This window comes from Streptosporangium sp. CA-115845 (assembly GCF_050943795.1).
GTDB lineage: Bacteria > Actinomycetota > Actinomycetes > Streptosporangiales > Streptosporangiaceae > Streptosporangium.
Window position 1 is genome coordinate 5,222,494 of sequence record NZ_CP191988.1, and the last position, 17,227, is coordinate 5,239,720.

The 17,227-nt window shown below is 69.3% G+C and carries 16 protein-coding genes; 8 read left to right on the plus strand and 8 right to left on the minus strand.

Going from position 1 to position 17,227, the window contains the following annotated elements; all coding sequences use genetic code 11:
- Position 1: 1 nt before the first annotated feature.
- Positions 2-919, minus strand: a complete 918-nt coding sequence (locus ACQP0P_RS25830) for a carbohydrate ABC transporter permease (RefSeq protein WP_350929900.1) — start codon at positions 917-919, stop codon at positions 2-4.
- 71 nt (positions 920-990) lie between these two features.
- Positions 991-2,364 carry an ABC transporter substrate-binding protein gene (locus tag ACQP0P_RS25835; protein ID WP_433359063.1) on the minus strand — a complete coding sequence of 458 codons (1,374 nt, stop codon included), beginning with the start codon at positions 2,362-2,364 and terminating at the stop codon, positions 991-993.
- A 635-nt stretch (positions 2,365-2,999) separates the two neighbouring features.
- Here ACQP0P_RS25835 and ACQP0P_RS25840 point away from each other — a divergent pair.
- Positions 3,000-3,287 (plus strand): Fe-S cluster assembly protein HesB, encoded by a 288-nt coding sequence (locus ACQP0P_RS25840; protein WP_350926173.1) that lies wholly within the window; start codon positions 3,000-3,002, stop codon positions 3,285-3,287.
- A 128-nt stretch (positions 3,288-3,415) separates the two neighbouring features.
- Here the strand turns inward: ACQP0P_RS25840 and ACQP0P_RS25845 are convergent, their stop codons facing one another.
- Positions 3,416-5,731 carry a phosphoketolase family protein gene (locus ACQP0P_RS25845; RefSeq protein WP_433359064.1) on the minus strand — a complete coding sequence of 772 codons (2,316 nt, stop codon included), beginning with the start codon at positions 5,729-5,731 and terminating at the stop codon, positions 3,416-3,418.
- 293 nt (positions 5,732-6,024) lie between these two features.
- Between ACQP0P_RS25845 and ACQP0P_RS25850 the strand changes: the two genes are divergently transcribed.
- Both ACQP0P_RS25850 and ACQP0P_RS25855 read left to right on the plus strand, forming a co-directional pair.
- Positions 6,025-6,870, plus strand: coding sequence for a fumarylacetoacetate hydrolase family protein (locus ACQP0P_RS25850; protein WP_433359065.1), 846 nt, complete (start codon positions 6,025-6,027; stop codon positions 6,868-6,870).
- 85 nt (positions 6,871-6,955) lie between these two features.
- Positions 6,956-8,143 carry an FAD-dependent monooxygenase gene (locus ACQP0P_RS25855; RefSeq protein WP_433359066.1) on the plus strand — a complete coding sequence of 396 codons (1,188 nt, stop codon included), beginning with the start codon at positions 6,956-6,958 and terminating at the stop codon, positions 8,141-8,143.
- A 65-nt stretch (positions 8,144-8,208) separates the two neighbouring features.
- Here ACQP0P_RS25855 and ACQP0P_RS25860 read toward each other — a convergent pair whose 3' ends face one another.
- Both ACQP0P_RS25860 and ACQP0P_RS25865 read right to left on the minus strand, forming a co-directional pair.
- Positions 8,209-8,544: an ArsR/SmtB family transcription factor gene (locus tag ACQP0P_RS25860; protein WP_355621942.1), complete on the minus strand. Its 336-nt coding sequence runs from the start codon at positions 8,542-8,544 to the stop codon at positions 8,209-8,211.
- Between the two features lie 2 nt (positions 8,545-8,546).
- Positions 8,547-8,747 carry a hypothetical protein gene (locus ACQP0P_RS25865; RefSeq protein WP_433359067.1) on the minus strand — a complete coding sequence of 67 codons (201 nt, stop codon included), beginning with the start codon at positions 8,745-8,747 and terminating at the stop codon, positions 8,547-8,549.
- A 291-nt stretch (positions 8,748-9,038) separates the two neighbouring features.
- Between ACQP0P_RS25865 and ACQP0P_RS25870 the strand changes: the two genes are divergently transcribed.
- Together ACQP0P_RS25870 and speB are read left to right on the plus strand one after the other, a co-directional pair.
- The gene (locus ACQP0P_RS25870; RefSeq protein WP_084195352.1) at positions 9,039-9,206 is read left to right on the plus strand and encodes a DUF3073 domain-containing protein; all 168 of its coding nucleotides are present in this window, start codon (positions 9,039-9,041) and stop codon (positions 9,204-9,206) included.
- A gap of 363 nt (positions 9,207-9,569) precedes the next feature.
- Entirely contained in the window at positions 9,570-10,595 is a 1,026-nt protein-coding gene (speB, locus tag ACQP0P_RS25875) for an agmatinase (protein WP_433359068.1), read from the plus strand.
- A 5-nt stretch (positions 10,596-10,600) separates the two neighbouring features.
- On the opposite strand, the gene ACQP0P_RS25880 is transcribed toward speB, so the two are convergent.
- Positions 10,601-11,050 (minus strand): hypothetical protein, encoded by a 450-nt coding sequence (locus ACQP0P_RS25880; protein ID WP_433359069.1) that lies wholly within the window; start codon positions 11,048-11,050, stop codon positions 10,601-10,603.
- Positions 11,051-11,422: 372 nt separating this feature from the next.
- Between ACQP0P_RS25880 and ACQP0P_RS25885 the strand changes: the two genes are divergently transcribed.
- Positions 11,423-12,376 carry a CHAP domain-containing protein gene (locus ACQP0P_RS25885; RefSeq protein WP_433359070.1) on the plus strand — a complete coding sequence of 318 codons (954 nt, stop codon included), beginning with the start codon at positions 11,423-11,425 and terminating at the stop codon, positions 12,374-12,376.
- Positions 12,377-12,631: 255 nt separating this feature from the next.
- Here the strand turns inward: ACQP0P_RS25885 and ACQP0P_RS25890 are convergent, their stop codons facing one another.
- Together ACQP0P_RS25890 and ACQP0P_RS25895 are read right to left on the minus strand one after the other, a co-directional pair.
- Complete coding sequence (locus ACQP0P_RS25890; RefSeq protein WP_433359071.1) at positions 12,632-13,516, minus strand: FG-GAP repeat domain-containing protein; 885 nt, start codon at positions 13,514-13,516, stop codon at positions 12,632-12,634.
- Positions 13,517-13,616: 100 nt separating this feature from the next.
- Positions 13,617-13,844: a hypothetical protein gene (locus tag ACQP0P_RS25895; protein WP_433359072.1), complete on the minus strand. Its 228-nt coding sequence runs from the start codon at positions 13,842-13,844 to the stop codon at positions 13,617-13,619.
- 419 nt (positions 13,845-14,263) lie between these two features.
- Between ACQP0P_RS25895 and ACQP0P_RS25900 the strand changes: the two genes are divergently transcribed.
- The gene (locus ACQP0P_RS25900) at positions 14,264-15,202 is read left to right on the plus strand and encodes a siderophore-interacting protein (protein WP_433359073.1); all 939 of its coding nucleotides are present in this window, start codon (positions 14,264-14,266) and stop codon (positions 15,200-15,202) included.
- A gap of 146 nt (positions 15,203-15,348) precedes the next feature.
- Positions 15,349-17,187 (plus strand): glycoside hydrolase family 15 protein, encoded by a 1,839-nt coding sequence (locus ACQP0P_RS25905; protein WP_433359074.1) that lies wholly within the window; start codon positions 15,349-15,351, stop codon positions 17,185-17,187.
- Positions 17,188-17,227 lie beyond the last annotated feature (40 nt).

A 17,227-nucleotide genomic window follows, 5' to 3' on the forward strand; every position in this document is an offset into this window, starting at 1 on the left:
CCTAGCTCTGGTTGTCCCGCGACAGGCGCAGGTAGAAGGCGGAGAACACCATCAGCACGACCATGAGCATCAGCCCGAGCGCGCCCCCGGCGCCGAAGTCACCGAAGTTGAAGGCGTACTGGTACATGAGGTAGGCGACGGTGAGCGTCGCGTTCTCCGGGCCGCCGCCGGTGAGCAGGTAGGGCTCGATGAAGACCTGCATGGTCGCCACGATCTGCAGCAGCAGCATCACCAGCAGGATCAGCCTGGTCTGCGGGATCGTGACGTGCCAGACCCTCTTGAAGATCCCGGCACCGTCCAGTTCCGCGGCCTCGTACAGCTCGCTCGGGATGCTCTGCAGCGCGGCGAGGTAGATCAGCGTGCCGGTTCCCAGGTTCATCCAGGTGGAGACGATCACGAGGGAGATCAGCGCGGTGTCCGTGGAGTCCAGCCAGCTCAGGGCCGGCAGGTGCGCCAGCTCCAGGATCTGGTTGAACAGTCCGGCGCCCGGGTCGTAGAACCACTTGAACAGCAGCACCCCGACGGCCGGCGGCAGCATCACCGGGAGATAGACGATGAACCTCAGGTAGGCCCGCGCGTGTCGCAGCTCGTTGAGGACGATCGCCGCCACGAAGGGGATGACGTAGCCGAACACGAGCGCCAGGCCGGTGAAGGCAAGGGTGTTGAGCCACGCGTCGGCGAACGCCGAGTCCTCCGTCACGGTGCGGAAGTTCTCCAGGCCGACCCAGGTCGGGTCGTCGACGAAGTTCGTCTGCTGGAAGCTGAGCAGGACCTCCCGCACCATGGGGTACCAGGAGAAGAAGGCGAAGCAGATCAGCGCCGCGCAGAGGAACCCGTAGGCGGTCAGGTTGCGTTGCAGCCCACGCCGGAACGCCCCCGCTCCCCGCCGCCGTGAGCCTTTCACGGTCATTGTGGTCATCGGTTGACTCCCGATTTCGACATGAGTGCCGGGGTGCCGGCCGACGGGCCGGCACCCCGGGGAGCAGAAGATCAGCTCGACTTCGCCAGCACCTTGTTGGCCTTGGCCTCAGCGTCGGCCAGGAGCTTGTCGATGTCGGCGTCCTGCCTGGTCAGCACCGCCGACATGGGGACGTCGAGGATCGCGTAGAGCTCCTGGGACTTCGGCGGCTCCAGCTTGTTCTGGATGGTCGCCGATCCCTCCACGAAGGGGGTGAAGTTCTCCACCGGCACCGTGGCGTTCGCCTTACGCAGCTCGGTGATCTCCTTGCCCGGCGCGGCGTCGCCGTACAGGTCGGGGATCGGCAGGCCGACCGGACGGCCCTGCTGCTTGCTGCGCGCGTAGTTGAACTGCCCCTGGCCCGGGGTCAGCTCATGGAACTCCAGCCACAGCATGGCGGCCTTGATCTTCTCGGGCGTGGCCTTGGGGTTGATCATGTAGCCGTCGCCGCCGTTGAGTGAGGCCCTGGCCTCGGGCAGAGCGGTGACCCCGTAGTCCTCGAACTTGCCCTTGAAGTCGTTGTTGACCGTCTGGACGACATCCGGGGCGCCGATCATCATGCCGAGCTTGCCGCCGCCCATCATCCGCATCAGGTCCTCCCACTGGAGGAGCTGCTTGGTGCCCATGCTGTTGTCGGTCCAGCGCATGGTCTTGAGGTTCTCCAGGACTGCCTTGCCCTCCGGGCTGTTGAACGCCGCGGTCTTGCCGTCGGGAGTGACCATCTCGCCACCCCGCCCGTAGAGGGAGGCGGCGAAGTGCCAGCCACCGGTGTTGCCGGCGCTGTACTCACCGAATCCGACATATCCGGCACCAAGTCCGGAGATCTTCTTCGCGGCCTCCTGCAGCTCGGCCCAGGTCTTGGGCGGCGCGGCAGGGTCGAGACCCGCCTGGGTGAACAGCTTGCGGTTGTAGACCAGGCCCATGGAGTAGTTGTTCCTGGGAAGGCCGTAGATCTTGTCGCCTTCCTTGAAGATGCTCATGACATCGGGCCGCAGGTCGCCCAGCTTGGTGACGCTGCCGACGTACGGGCCGATGTCGGCCGCCTGGCCCGCCGCGATGATCTTCTTGACATCGGTGTAATAAACGTAGAAGACGTCCTCCATCGTGCCGCCGGCCAGCTTCGCCTGGAAGGTGTCCGGGTTGATGCAGGGGAAGGCGTCCTTGCTGTCGATCGTGATGTTCGGGTGCAGTTTCTGGAACGCGGCGACGTCCTCGTCCCAGGCGGTTCGCTCCAGCGGGTTGCTCTTCGGCGGCTGGCAGCCGACGGAGATCGTGACCGGAGCATCGGCCCCAGCGGCGCTCGGACTGGTTTCGGCGGCCTTGGATCCGCTGTCGTCGTTGCCGCAACCGGCGGCGGTGAGCGCGATGGCTGCGGCGAGCAGCATCGAGAGCTTGGGGGATTTCATCCGAGGCACTCCTTGGCGGGTCGGTTGCGAGAAACATATAGAGGCGTGCAGGAAGTAGCAAGAGTCCGTCAGTTCAGATGCAAAAAAGTGACAGTGACTGGTCGGCCACCCCGTCGTACCACCTCGCCGCACCCAAGAAATTCATCTGACCTGCGGATATATCGAGACAACGCGGGACGGAGTCATCCAGCCGCAAGAAGATGCTTGATGACGTCATTTTCTTGTCGGAACTTTCAGAAAGCGGTTGTTCGAAGCCGTACCGTCCCGGGCGCCGGAAGGAGGGCCCAGGCCGGTGGCAGCGGTGCCCGGCCCCCGCATGGACACTCGAAGGAAGGCGCGGGCACGGCGTGCCCAAACGGCCATCTCGTCACGCCGTGCCCGGCCGCCCCGACCTGCCCGGGGCCGGAGCCGGGGGCATCCACGGCGTGCAGACCCTGGACGACGGCATCGCGCTACTGCGGGCCCTGGAGAGCGGACCGCGCGAGGCGGTGGTGGTCGGCGCCGGCTACCATCCCGGCGCCCGCCGGATGAGGATCAAGAGGCGGTGGCCACGAGAAACTCCGGGTGGATGGTTGGGCCGGATGAGAGCGGGCAAGGGCGAAGGATCCAAGTGCCGATACCGACAAGGAGGAGCAATGCTCACATTGACGGACACCGCAGCCCAGGTAATCCGGGATCTCAGCTCGCAGGTGACGGACTCTCCCGATACCGGGGTCCGCATCTCGTCCCAGAGCGACGGCACCGGATCGCTCATGCTGTCGATCGCCGAACACCCCGAGTCCGCCGACAAGGTGGTGGAGTCGGCAGGAGCACGGATCTTCCTCGACCCGCAGGTCGTGGACATGCTGGACGACAAGTCCCTGGACGCCGACGTCGACGAGGGTGGCGGCGTCGCGTTTCTCGTCACCGAACAGCCTCACTGACCATCCGCCGTAAATCCGGCACGCGTGCCCCGGCCCCCCAGGGGGAACCGGGGCACGTCCGTGCTGAGGGTGCGACCTGCCCGGGAAACCGTGCGGCTCCCACGGGCAGGGCACGGGCGGGGTCGTGGTCAGTACGGCCAGGTCCAGTCGCGGATCTCGGCGGGATCCTCGCCGTACTGACGGGTGTAGGCGCGAGCGCTCAGCCGGCGGTCCATCATGTGCTGACGCAGATGCGCCGACCGCTCCGCCAGCCCGGGAACCCGGTCGATGACATCCATGACCAGATGGAAACGGTCGATGTCGTTGAGCATGGCCATGTCGAACGGGGTGGTGGTGGTCCCCTCCTCCTTGTAGCCGCGCACATGGATGTTGTCATGGCCATGGCGCCGGTAGGTCAGCCGGTGGATCAGCCACGGATAGCCGTGGAAGTTGAAGACGACCGGCTTGTCGGCGGTGAAGAGCGTGTCGAACTCGGCATCCGACATGCCGTGCGGATGCTCGCTCGGCGGTTGCAGCCGCATCAGGTCCACCACGTTGACCACCCGCACCTTCAGCTCGGGCAGGTACTCGCGCACCAGGGCCGCCGCCGCCAGCGTCTCCAGCGTGGGCACGTCCCCCGCGCACGCCAGCACCACGTCCGGCTCGGTGCCGGCATCGCTGCTGGCCCACTCCAGGATGCCCAGGCCCCGGGTGCAGTGCGCGATCGCCTCGTCCATCGGCAGCAGGTCCAGCACCGGCTGCTTACCCGCCACGATCACGTTGACGTAGTCACGCGAGCGCAGGCAGTGATCCGCCGTCGACAGCAGCGTGTTGGCGTCCGGCGGCAGGTAGACCCGCACCACCTCGGCCTTCTTGTTCATCACCACGTCCAGGAAACCCGGATCCTGATGGGAGAAGCCATTGTGATCCTGACGCCACACATGCGATGACAGCAGGTAGTTCAACGACGCGATCGGCCGCCGCCAGTGAATCTTCCGGCAGGCCTCCAGCCATTTGGCGTGCTGGTTGAACATCGCGTCGACGATATGGATGAACGCCTCGTAGCAGTTGAACAGCCCATGACGGCCGGTCAGCAGGTACCCCTCCAGCCAGCCCTGGCACAGGTGCTCGCTGAGCACCTCCATCACCCGCCCGCCCCTGGCGAGGTTCTCGTCGGTGGGCAGGGTCTCGGCGTCCCAGGCCCGGCCGGTGACCTCGAAGACCGCCGACAGCCGGTTGGACGCCGTCTCGTCGGGGCCCATCAACCGGAAGTTGTCGGGGTTGGCGGCGATCACGTCACGCAGGAACATCCCCAGCACCCGGGTGGGCTCCGTCGACACGCGAGCGGGAGCCTTCACCTCGACCGCGTAGTCGCGGAAGTCGGGCAGCGCCAGCGGCCGCAGCAGCTCACCGCCGTTGGCGTGCGGATTGGCGCTCATCCGCAGCGGCCCCTCGGGTACCGTCTCCAGGATCTCCGCCACCGGGTGGCCCCGGCCGTCGAACAACTCCTCCGGCCGGTAGGAGCGCATCCACTCCTCCAGCATCGCCAGATGCTCGGGACTGTCACGCACTCTGGTCAACGGCACCTGATGCGCCCGCCAGGTCCCCTCCACCGGCAGGCCGTCGACCTCACGCGGCCCCGTCCACCCCTTCGGCGTCCGCAGGACGATCATCGGCAGGCGGTCGGCCCGTCCCTGCCGGTAGTCGGCGATCTGGTCGAACACCCGCTCCAGGGTCTCGGCCATCAGCGCGTGCATGATCTCGGGGTCGCCGCCGGAGACGAAGTGCGGCCGGTAGCCGTACCCCTCCATCAGCTTGACCAGTTCCTCCTCGGGGATCCGGGCCAGCACGGTCGGGTTGGCGATCTTGTAACCGTTCAGGTGCAGGATCGGCAGCACCACCCCGTCACAGGCGGGGTCGAGGAACTTGTTGGAGTGCCAGCTGCCCGCCAGCGGCCCGGTCTCGGCCTCGCCGTCACCGATGACGCAGGCCACCACCAGGTCCGGGTTGTCGAACGCGGCTCCGTAGGCATGGGCCAGGGCATAGCCCAGCTCACCGCCCTCGTGGATCGACCCCGGGGTCTCGGGCGCCACGTGGCTGGGTATGCCGCCGGGAAAGGAGAACTGCCGGAAGAGCCGCTGCATCCCCCGAGCATCCTGCCCCACATCCGGATATTTCTCGGTATAAGAGCCCTCCAGCCAGGCATGCGCCACCGCCGCGGGACCGCCGTGGCCGGGACCGACGACGTAGATCATGTCCTGGCCGCGTTCGGTGATGATCCGGTTGAGGTGGGCGAAGCAGAAGTTCAGCCCCGGCGTGGTCCCCCAGTGCCCCAGCAGCCTGGGCTTGATGTGCTCGGGTCGCAACGGCTCGGTCAGCAGCGGGTTGGCCAGCAGGTAGATCTGACCGACCGACAGGTAGTTGGCCGCGCGCCAGTAGGCGTCGACGTGCGCGAGTGCGTCCATACATCGACAGTTCCTCCACGGCGGCGTTCCAACCTCGACGCGGCGAACCTGTTCACCCCGGGCGCCGGGCCCGAGCGGGAAGGCGCCCGCGGCGGGCGGCCCCACCTGGGTTTCCCCTGGGCGCCCCCGCACCGGGCCCGAGCCGGGATCTCCACCCCCCGTGATCATCTGTGTCCCCTGCCCCATTACCGTATTGAGGTGAAATGTACGAAGATCTCCGGGTAAGCCGATGGCGCCGTGGCGGTGTTCGAGGATGCGGTGGTTCCCCTCGCCGGGAATGTCGGGAGTGAACGATGAGATTTGTCGGGTTTCGGGATGGTCGTCAGGTCCGGGTGGGAGTGCTGACCGGCACCGACCAGGTGGTGCCGCTGGCCGAGGTGAGCGAGTTCTACGAGGATCTGCCCGGCTGGACCGCCAGGGCGCGCGAGCTCACCACCGGTGAGCCCGCAGGTGAGCTGGCATTGGGCGAACTGAGCCTGGCTCCGGCGGTGACCGGTTCCGCACGGGTGCTGTGCGTCGGGTTGAACTACCGCGAACACGCCGCAGAAGGCGGTTTCTCCACCCCGGAGACACCGACGATCTTCGGGCGGTGGACGACGTCGCTCGCGGTCGACGGGACGCCCGTGCCGGTGCCGTCGGACGAGGCGGGCCTGGACTGGGAGGTCGAACTGGTCGCGGTGGTCGGTACGGCCATGCGGTGCGTGGACCCGGAGACCGCGCTCGCCGGGGTGTTCGGCTACGCGGTCTTCAACGACCTGAGCGCCCGGCGGGCACAGCGGCTGACCGCGCAGTGGACGCTCGGCAAGAACTCCGACCACAGCGGGCCGATCGGGCCTGTCGTGACCGCCGACGAGGTGGGCGATCCGGCCGACGGCCTCCGGCTGGTGACCCGGGTCAACGGCGAGGTCGTCCAGGACGGCGACACCAAGGATATGATCTTCTCGGTCGGGCAGGTGCTGGCGCACCTGAGCCGGACGATGACGCTGCTGCCCGGAGACCTGGTGGCGACCGGCACGCCCTCGGGGGTGGGGCACGCACGCACCCCGGCGTGGTTCCTGCGGCCCGGTGACGTGGTCGAGGTGGAGATCGACCGGCTGGGCTCGGTGCGCAACCCGATCGTGGCCTGGCCGGAGAGCTGAAACGACGTCGCAGGCGTCTTGGCCGGTGCGCTTCCATATCGCGGCGCACCGGGATGAGAGGCCTCTCGAGGAGAGGAACCCCTGAGTGAGAATCGCCATCATCGGCGGAGGCCTCGGCGGGCTGGCCACCGCCCTGCTGCTGCGGCAGGCGGGTGTCGAGGCGGTCGTGTACGAGCAGACCGCCGAACTGCGTGAGGTCGGCGCCGGGATCGTGGTGGGCCCCAACATGGTCCGCCCCCTGGCGCGAGCCGGGCTCGGCGAGCGGCTGGCGTCCTTCGCCGTGCCGCTGGAGGCCGCCTGGGAGTTCCGGCGCTGGCAGGACGGCCAGGTGCTGTTCTCCCAGCCGATGGGCGAGGAGTGCCGCCGGCTGTACGGCGCCGACTGCTACGTCGCGCACCGGGCCGACCTGCTCGAGATGCTGCTGGAGGCACTGCCCTCGGACGTGGTCAGGGCCGACCGGAGGCTGGAGACCTTGCGCCAGGACGGCTCCGAGGTCGAGCTGGTCTTCACCGACAGCCGGGGCGAGAAGACGACGGTGACCGCCGACGGGGTGATCGGCGCGGACGGCATCCACTCGGCGGTACGGCCCACGGTCGTCGAGGAGGCGCCGCCGCGTTTCTCCGGGCTGTGCGCCTACCGGTGCCTGGTCGAGGCCGAGCACGCGCCGGAGCTGGCGCTACGCCGGGTGCACACGCTCTGGCTGGGCCCGGGCCGGCACTTCGTCCACTACCCCATCAGGGACAGAAAGCTGATCAACATCGTTGCGATCGTGCCCGCCGGCGAGTGGCGGGTCGAGTCGTGGACCGCCGAGGGGCGGATCGAGGACCTGGCGCGCGAGTTCGAGACCTGGGACCCGCGGCTGGGGCAGCTGGTCGCCTCGGCCACCGAGACCAGGCGCTGGGCCCTGTACGACCGCAGCCCCCTGGAGCGCTGGACATCCGGGCGGGTGGCCCTGCTGGGTGACGCCGCCCACTCGATGCTGCCCTTCTTCGGCCAGGGAGCCGCCCAGGCGGTCGAGGACGCGGTGGTCCTCGCGAGTTGCCTGCGTACCGCCACCCGCGAGACGGTGGCGCAGGCGCTGGTCCGCTATGCGGAGATCCGCCGGCCCCGGGCCTCGCAGGTGCAGCTGATGAGCCGCGGCCGCGAGGTGCAGAACCACCTGCCCGACGGGCCCGCCCAGCTGGAGCGCGACGCGGCCTTCGCCGGCGGCGACCCGCTCCGGCAGAACGCCTGGCTCTATGGCCACGACCCCGAGACGATCACGGCGAGCTGAGGCGGCCCGGCCTCGCGCCGCCGGGCTCCGGCCCACTCGGGGCGGGAACCCGGCGGCGGGCGTGCTCACCCGCGAGCCTCGGCGCGCAGTTCGGCGAGCAGCTCACCCTGCTCGGCGAGCAGCTCGGTCAGGATGGATCGCGCCGCGAACATCAGGGTGGCCACATCCGGGGTGGAGAGCGCGTACACGACGGTGGCGCCCTCCCGGGTGGCGGTCACGAGCCCGGCACGGCGCAGCACCGCCAGCTGCTGGGAGAGGTTGGACGCCTCGACGTCGATGGCGCTCAGCAGATCCCGCACCGGCAGGGGGCCGTCCTGCAGCAGCTCCAGCACCCGGACACGGACCGGATGGCCGAGGGTGCGAAAGAGCTCGGCCTTGGCCTGGTGCAGTGGCACCGGCATGATCACGCGGCCCCGGCGACTGGCCCGCCACCGGGGGGGCGTACATCGACGCCGTACCGGGCGACGATGCGCGGCGGGTTCTCCAGGCGCCCGGTCAGGACCTCGGCCGCGTGATCGTCGGAGGCCCGGCGCACGAGCTCCAACTCGCCGTCGACATCGGCCATGCGCGCCCTTAACTCCGCCGCGAACTCGCTCTCGCTCACGCCCCCCACCTCCCGTGGATCAGGTCATCCCCGGCGTCCGGTTTACCGGCACACCCTTCCTGATGATGTGCCAAATTGCATAATTCTTCAAATCGTAATGACGTTGGCTATGATGGCGGAAGCCGTTTTCCACAGGTCCCCGGCCGGTCGGGCCCGAGCAATGACGGATCGACCGCCAAGCGGGATACTTGGTGCGGCTACCGCGGGCTGACCTGCGGCGTCAGAGCGCGCCAGCCGGCGATGCGACAGTGACGAGAGGCCGAGCACGGCCTGCGTGAGGGAGTACAGCCAATGGGACGGGGCCGAGCCAAGGCGAAGCAGACAAAGGTCGCTCGCGAGCTGAAGTACAGCAGCCACAGCATGGATCTCGACCGGTTGCGTAAGGAGTTGGGCGCCGGTGACGACACCGCGCCGGAGAGCGAGGCCGACGACCCTGTCGGCGAGCCGACAGGCAGGTAGGGCTGGTTGCGCGGGGTTTCGCGGATCGAGGGAACGGCCCGTGCCCCCCGAGTACGACGGCGAATCCCGCGCAACATCCTGCAACATCATTGAGGCGACCGGGCAGAGCTGCTTACCGTCACGGTTGTGCGAAACCGCCGCACGGCGGGTCACACCCCCCGTACGGCGCGTCGACGGAGAGCTCTGGCGGGTCCCACCTCATCAAGACGGTGACCGGCCGCCCTTCCCCCCGGACGCCGGGATCTGCCAGTTCACACGCCGTGGCCCCGGGAAGAATCGCCGGCTCCCGCGAGGTCATGCCTCGCCGAGGCGGAAAGTCTCCCTGGGCCACGGCCACCACCCATCGCGTACGCCGGAGAGGCCTTGACGAACCGCTACGGAGCCCAGTTCGGGCCCGACATCACCTTCCTCGGCGTCGGCCGGTGCTCACTGGATGATCCCGCGAGCTATGCGGGCGCCGACGTCGTGATCGTGGGGGCGCCGTTCGACGGCGGCACCTCGCACCGGCCGGGAGCGCGCTTCGGGCCGCAGGCGATCCGGATGACCGACTACCTGCCGCACGACGGGGCGCGCCCCAGCCTGGCACTGCGCACCGACGGGCTGCGCGACCTGCGCGTCCTGGACGCCGGTGACATCGAGATGCCGCCCGGCGACATTCTGGCCTCGCTGTCCGCGCTGGAGGCCGCCGTCGAGAAGGTGGCCCGAGCCGGAGCCATCCCGGTGGTCCTGGGCGGTGACCACTCGATCGCCTTCCCCGACGCCAAGGGGGTGGCCAACGTCCTTGGGCACGGCCGGATCTCGATGATCCACTTCGATGCCCACGCCGACACCGGCGACATCGAGTTCGGCTCGCTGTGGGGGCACGGGCAGCCGATGCGCAGGCTCATCGAGTCGGGGGCACTGCGCGGCGACCGGTTCCTGCAGATCGGCCTGCGCGGCTACTGGCCGCCGCCGGAGACGCTGGACTGGATGGCGGAGCGCTCGATGCGCTCGTACGAGATGACCGAGATCGTGCACCGCGGCCTGTCGGAGTGCCTCACCGAGGCCTTCGCCATCGCGACCGACGAGTGCGACGGTGTCTTCCTGTCCGTCGACATCGACGTGTGCGACCCGGGTCACGCGCCGGGCACCGGGACGCCCGAGCCCGGTGGCATCACCGCGCGCCAGCTCCTCGACTCCGTACGGCGCATCTGCCTGGAGCTGCCGGTCGTCGGAGTCGACGTGGTGGAGGTCAGCCCGCCCTACGACCACGCGGACATCACCGCCGCGCTGGCCAACCGCGTGGTTCTCGAGGCGTTGAGCGCCATCGCCCGGCGGCGGCGCGACGCCCGGGACGGTACGGCGTGGAACCCGCTGCTTCCCCTGCTCGCCGACCGCCCGGACCGCTGAGAGGTCTACCTGGCTCTCGGGCGGTTGCCCCACCTGGGCTTGCGGAACAGATCGCGCCGCTCCAGCAGGTAGACGAGCTTCGAGGCCGCGATCCTGACGGCCTCCTCGTGCCGGTGGCGCTTCTGCGGCACGGCGGCGCTCCAGCGCTCAAGCAGCAGGGCTATCTCCTCGGCGAGTTCGCCGATCACCCGGTAGCGGGTGCTGAAGGCGTAGAGGTCCCCGTGCACCGCGTTCACCAGGTCCTCCTCGACCCGGTGGGCGAGTGGCCTGACCCGGCGAAGGATCTCGGCCTCCATCGCCGGAGTGACCGGTGCCCGGCGGGCGTCGCCCTCGGGCACCATGATGAGAGCCCGGACCCGCGCGACGGCCAGGGCACGCTCGGCCTGTGGGGTCGAGGAGTGCTCGGCGAGGTCCAGGAGGCGGCGGAGGGTCTCCTGTGTCTTGTCGTCGAACATGGAAACCCATTCCGCCTTCGCGTCCGGTGTTCTCGCCGGACCGGGAGATCGGGTCTCGGCGTCGGCATCCGCGCATGCCGCGCATGTGCGATCACATGCTATTCGACCCGATGGGCACGGGCGGCTCCCGGTGGGCCCCCTGCTCCCCGAGGGCCTCGCTCGTGGTGTCCACTCCCGGCCGCCGGACGATGCTAAAGGGTGTACGGCAGAATTTCACCCCTTTCGTCGAATCCGGTATCCGACAGCCCCGCAAGCCTACTTTTTCCGCTAATAGCCTCACTTCTCGGTTTTTCTGCGAATACAGTCCAGCTCTATCGGACGGCGCCCCCTTCGCGGAAGGGCGGAGGAGAGTGGACGGGGTGGCTCACGGCCATGGATCCGATCGGTGACGATCTGCTCAGAATCATCAGGCCCGAGATCGGGTACCGGGAGGGGCCCGGCCGGCACAGCAAGTTCGGTGAGTGGTACGCGGCCAACGTGGTCCAGGACCCGCAGTACGAGACGGCCCCGTGGTGCGCGATGTTCATCGCCTGGGCCGCGGAACGGGCGGGCGTACAGCAGTACGTCGGGCAGTTCGCCTGGACCCCGTCGCAGGCCCGCTGGTTCGAGACGAACGGCGCCTGGTCGCGGACACCTGAGCCGGGTGCCCTGGTCTTCTTCGACTGGTCGGGCGGCAAGGACATCAAGGGGATCGACCACGTCGGTGTCGTCGAGAGCGTCGAGGGTGGAACGATCCACACCGTTGAGGGGAACGTCGACCGGGTCTGGCTGAAGCGCAAGACGCGCGACCAGAGCAAGGTCGTGGGCTACGGCCTGCCGCGCAAGGTCAAGGAGAACCTGGCGGGGAAGAACGACACCGTCCCGCAGCAGATCGGCCGGATCGAGGTCCGCCCGGCACCCGCCCCGGCCTCCACCGCCCTGACCGACGCCTCGGCTACGCTCCCCGTCTCCATGGAGACCGCCGTGGTCGCGGGGCTGCTGACCTTCGTCCTCGGCACGTCGTTCGTCCTGTCCCGGCTGCGTCCCCGCGTCTCGGCGGGACGGCACCGCAGGAGGAACGGGTGGCAGGAGCCTCGGCGGCGGGCGGAACGGCGGACCGGTGGAGCGCCCCCGGCCCTGGCCTCGCTCTTCCTGGCCGGGGCGTCCGAACAGGACAGGGCCGGCAGTCCGGAGACGCTCCGGGTGCGCAGACCGGGCTGGGCGCACGAGCCGTACCGCACGGATCACCCGCGGCCCGTCACCGGCCTTGCCTTCGAGACCTCCGCCCCCGAGACCTCCGCGCCCGAAGCCCCGGCCCCCGAGGCGGAGGCGCGCCGGGCCGCGTGACCTCCCGGGCCGGCTGCGGTTGTCCGGGCCAGGGAGGGTCGCCGGACGAACTCTGCGCCACCTGCCACAGGGCTCACCAACAAAACGATCTCGGCATCAAGGAGTTCATCGAAGCTGGGCCCGTCGCAGCAAGCAGTTCGGGGAGGTCATCTGCTCGGTGAACGGGTGCCCTCGTCCGGTCCGTACCAGACGGCTGCTGCTGTGTTACCCCCACGAGCACCATCGCAAGCGGCTCCAGCTTCCGCTGTACGGCGATCAGGCCCCGGCCCGGTTCAGCCAGGCATCCACCGCCGAACTCTCCGACACCATCAGGTAGTCGGCCCGGCCATCGCCGTTGACGTCGGCGAAGCGGAGCTTGTCCCGGGTGGCGCCGTCGACTCCGGCGGCGAAGACTCCGCGGGCGGACCAAGAAGGGATGCCGTTGTTCCCAGGGGTGTTCCGCCAGGCACTCACGGCACCGCTGTCGGAGACCACAAGATAGTCGTCACGGCTGTCGCCGTCGTAGTCGGCGAACCGGACCCGGTCCCCGGTGACGCCCTGCACCCCGGGCGCGATCACCCCCAGGCTTTGCCAGGAAGGCACGCCGCCGCAGCCGGCCCCGTGTGCGGGGCCGGCTGCGGCGGCGCCGGGAGCGAAGGCCCCCAGGCAGATCGCGGCCGCCGCGAGCCCGGCCAGCTGCCCGATGGTCCCGGCGACGGTCGTGATCACCCAGTCCGCCATGTCGGCGTGGACATCCTCCTGTGGGATGACGATCGCCAGCTCGCCGTTCGCGTTCACGACGGTGCCGTCGAAGTCGAACCACCTGACCCCGGGATCCGGGAGGTCCAGGGGGTGGGTCTCGACGGTGTTCTTGATGACGTCGCTCAGGCGCCCCTGATTCAACCCTTCAAGATCGATCACCCGCTCCACCATCGCGGGATCGATGCCTTCGCCTTCGATGCTGATCACCACATCCTCGGCGGCGACGGCGGGCGCGCCTACCTGTCCTCCCCAGGCGGCACCGCAGCTGATCTTGACTGCGGTCGCGGGAATCGGCGGAGACGCGCATAACGACGTTGTTTTTCCCGCGGCCGCAGCGGGGCTCGCACCACCGGTCGCGATCATCACTGCGGCGATCAGCATGATCGTTATGAACCTCATAGGACTGTCTCTTTCGGTGGGGGGCGAAGGATCCCCGACGGCGGGAACGCCGGGGACGTCGACCAAGCCATGTGGGTTCACTACTTATTTATGTGGTTTTTCATTTGTTTACATGCGTATGAGTTGGATAGCCAAGATTCACTTTGGCCAGGCAAGGCCGTGCGGTGAACGTCGGGAGCCGGCCAAGGCCCGCAAAGCCGCCTTCGCCGAACCGCCGGACGGCCCCAGCCAGGTGTGGCCGCAGGGGCGGCGGCTGCGCATGCAGCACGAGATAGACGAGGACCGAACCCCAGCCGATCTGCGCCAGCATCCAGCCCAGGCCCAGCACCAGGACGCCGGGGGCCGGGGGCCGGGGCCATCACGAGCAGGGCGGCGACGCCGACGGCGGTCAGGCCGACCAGGTGGGGGCGGCGGCGGCCAAGGAGCTCTTACCGACCGCGGCGGGCTGTCTCCATCGCCCGCCCTGCCCGCGTCAACCGAGGTCGAGCCGGGTTTCCATGTTCAGACGGAACCGGCCGTAGGGGTTCACATGAAGCCCAGCACAGCGGGGCCGAGTGGGCGGTACCGCGGCCGAGGGCGAGCGGCCCGCTGATCATGACACGGCCGAAGCCCGCCTCGCATCACTTTCACTGAGCCGCCTCAGCTTCGCTGAGTCAGGACACCGGCGAGCACGGACTCACGGGTTGATTAATAAGGTTAGGCAAAGCTAAGTTACCGGGAACGGCACTTCCCAGTAAAGGCGGCGTGATGACAGCGGGCGGCGAGCAGACCCTGGAGCGGACAGCGGGGGTTCCGGTCTACCGGGGCCACCACGTGGAGGTTCTGCGGACGGCGCGGCTCAGCCCGAGCTTCGTCCGGGTCACCTTCGGCGGCGAGGACCTGGCGGGCTTCGCCGACAAGGGCTTCGACCAGCGGATCAAGGTGATCCTCCCGCTGCCGGACGGCAGCCTCACCCCCCTGGGCGACGGGGACGACTGGTACCAGCGGTGGCGTGCGCTCCCGCAGGAACTGCGCAACCCGATCCGCACCTACACCGCCCGCGCCGTCCGGCCGGAGCGGCGCGAACTCGACGTCGACTTCGTCCTGCACGGTGAGACCGGCCCCGCGTCCCGGTGGGCGACCCGTGCGACCCCCGGAGACCGGGTCGTGGTGGTCGGCCCCAACGCCGCCCACCCCGGCCCCACCGGCGGCCGGGAGTGGGCACCCCCCGCCGGGGCGACGCATCTGCTGCTGGCCGGGGACGAGACGGCCGTGCCCGCCATCACCACGATCGCCGAGTCGCTCTCCGGTTCCGTGCCCGCCACGGTGCTGCTGGAGGTCCCCGAGACCGCCGACGCGCTCGCCCTCGATGTCCACCCGGGTGTGCGGGTCACCTGGCTGTCCCGCGAGGGGGCCCGCCACGGCGACCTGCTCATTCCCGCCGTCCGCGACGCCCTGAGCGCGCTCGCCGCACCGGCGGGCACCGCCCCCGATGCCGCCGCCTCGCTGGAGGACGTCGACATCGACACGGAGATCCTTTGGGAGGTCCCCGACTCCTCCGCGACCGGCGGCCTGTACGCCTGGCTGGCGGGCGAGGCGGGCATGGTCAAGCTGCTCCGCCGCCACCTGGTACGGGAGGCGGGAATCGACCGCTCCTCGGTGGCCTTCATGGGCTACTGGCGGCTGGGACGCGCGGAGAGCGCCTGAACCCGGCGGCAGAGGCCCCCCGGGGCCTTTGCCATTCCGTACCCGAAAACCTGCCGACTCCTTGACCCGAGGCGGAGCCGGACAGGTGTCCGGGCCGCGTAGCTTGAGGACGTAGGGTACCCGGCTCGCGACCTGGGAGGGCCGACATGACAGCAGCACGGCCCGACCTTCAGGACCCGGCGGGAGCCCCCGGATACCCGCCCATCGCCGACCACGGGTTGATCGGTGACCTGCGCACCGTGGCGCTGGTGGACACCCGCGGCACGATCGACTGGTACTGCTGCCCGCGTTTCGACGCGCCGAGCGTGTTCGGCTCGATACTGGACACCGCCCGGGGCGGCTCGTTCGAGCTGGGCACCGATGTGCCCGCGAGAACCAGGCAGTTCTACTTCCCGGACACCAACGTGCTGATCACCCGGTTCTCCGCGACCGACGGGGTGGGCGAGATCCAGGACTTCATGCCGGTCGTCGACGACTGCGGCGAGTGCGACCGGCACCGGCTGATCCGGCGGGTGAGATGCGTACGGGGATCACTGCCGTTCCGGGCACGAGTGGCTCCCAGGTTCGACTACGGCAGGCAGTCCCACATCCTGAGCATGCGGGACGGCCGGGCGATCTTCGAGTCACCGTCGCTCCGCCTGACCCTCTCCTCCAGCGCGACCCTGGAGGCGGACGGTCAGGACGTACGCTCGGAGTTCAAGCTCAACGAGGGCGAGTGGGCGGTGTTCGCCCTCGACAGGCTCAGCGACGACCTGGCCCCGCGCCCGTGCCCGATCGAGGAGGCCGAGGAGCAGTTCACCGCCACCGTCGCGTTCTGGCGCCGCTGGCTGTCGGCGTCGCGCTACCGCGGCCGATGGCGGGAGATGGTGCACCGCTCCGCGCTCACCCTGAAGCTCCTCACCTACGCGCCCACCGGCGGGATCGTGGCCGCCGCGACGACCAGCCTGCCCGAGCGGATCGGCGGGGAGCGCAACTGGGACTACCGGTACGTCTGGATCCGCGACTCGGCGTTCTGCGTGTACGCGCTGCTCAGGCTGGGCTTCGGCGAGGAGGCCGAGGCGTTCATGAACTTCCTGTCCAAGCACGTCAGCCACGACTGCGGCGGCCCCTCCGGACCATTGCAGATCATGTACGGCATCGACGGGCGCACCGAACTGCCCGAACTCGAGCTGCCCCACCTGGAGGGCTACCGGGGCTCGGCCCCGGTGCGCGTCGGAAACGCCGCCGTGGACCAGCTCCAGCTGGACATCTACGGCGCCCTCCTCGACTCGGTCTACCTCTACGACAAGTGGCACCGGCCGATCTCCAGCGACCTCTGGGAGGAGGTCCACCTCCTGGTCGACTGGGTCTGCGACAACTGGGACCGGCCGGACGAGGGCGTTTGGGAGACCCGCGGCGGGCGCAAGAACTTCGTCTACTCGCGGCTGATGTGCTGGGTGGCGATCGAACGGGCCATGCGGATGGCCGCCCACCGCGGCCTGCCCGCCGACACGCAGCGCTGGCAGCTGGCCCGCGACGCGATCTACCGGCAGATCATGCGGCGCGGCTGGTCGGAGCGGCTGCGGGCGTTCGTCCAGCACTTCGACGACGACGTCCTCGACGCCTCGGTGCTGATGATGCCGCTGGCCAAGTTCATCTCCCCCACCGACCCCAAGTGGCTGTCCACCCTCGACGCGCTCGGCGCGACCCTGGTGTCGGACGCGCTGGTCTACCGCTACGACCCCTCGGTCAGCCCGGACGGGCTAAGCGGGCAGGACGGCACGTTCTCGATCTGCTCGTTCTGGTACGTCGAGTCGCTCACCCGCGCCGGGCGCCTGGACGAGGCGCGGCTGGCGTTCGAGAAGATGCTCACCTACGCCAACCACCTTGGCCTGTACGCCGAGGAGATCGGGCAGACCGGCGAGCAGCTCGGCAACTTCCCGCAGGCCTTCACCCACCTCTCGCTGATCAGCGCCGCGTTCAACCTCGACCACGCCCTGGGCTGACCCCCGGCCACGGCGGGCGGGAGGACCCGGGCGGGTGCCG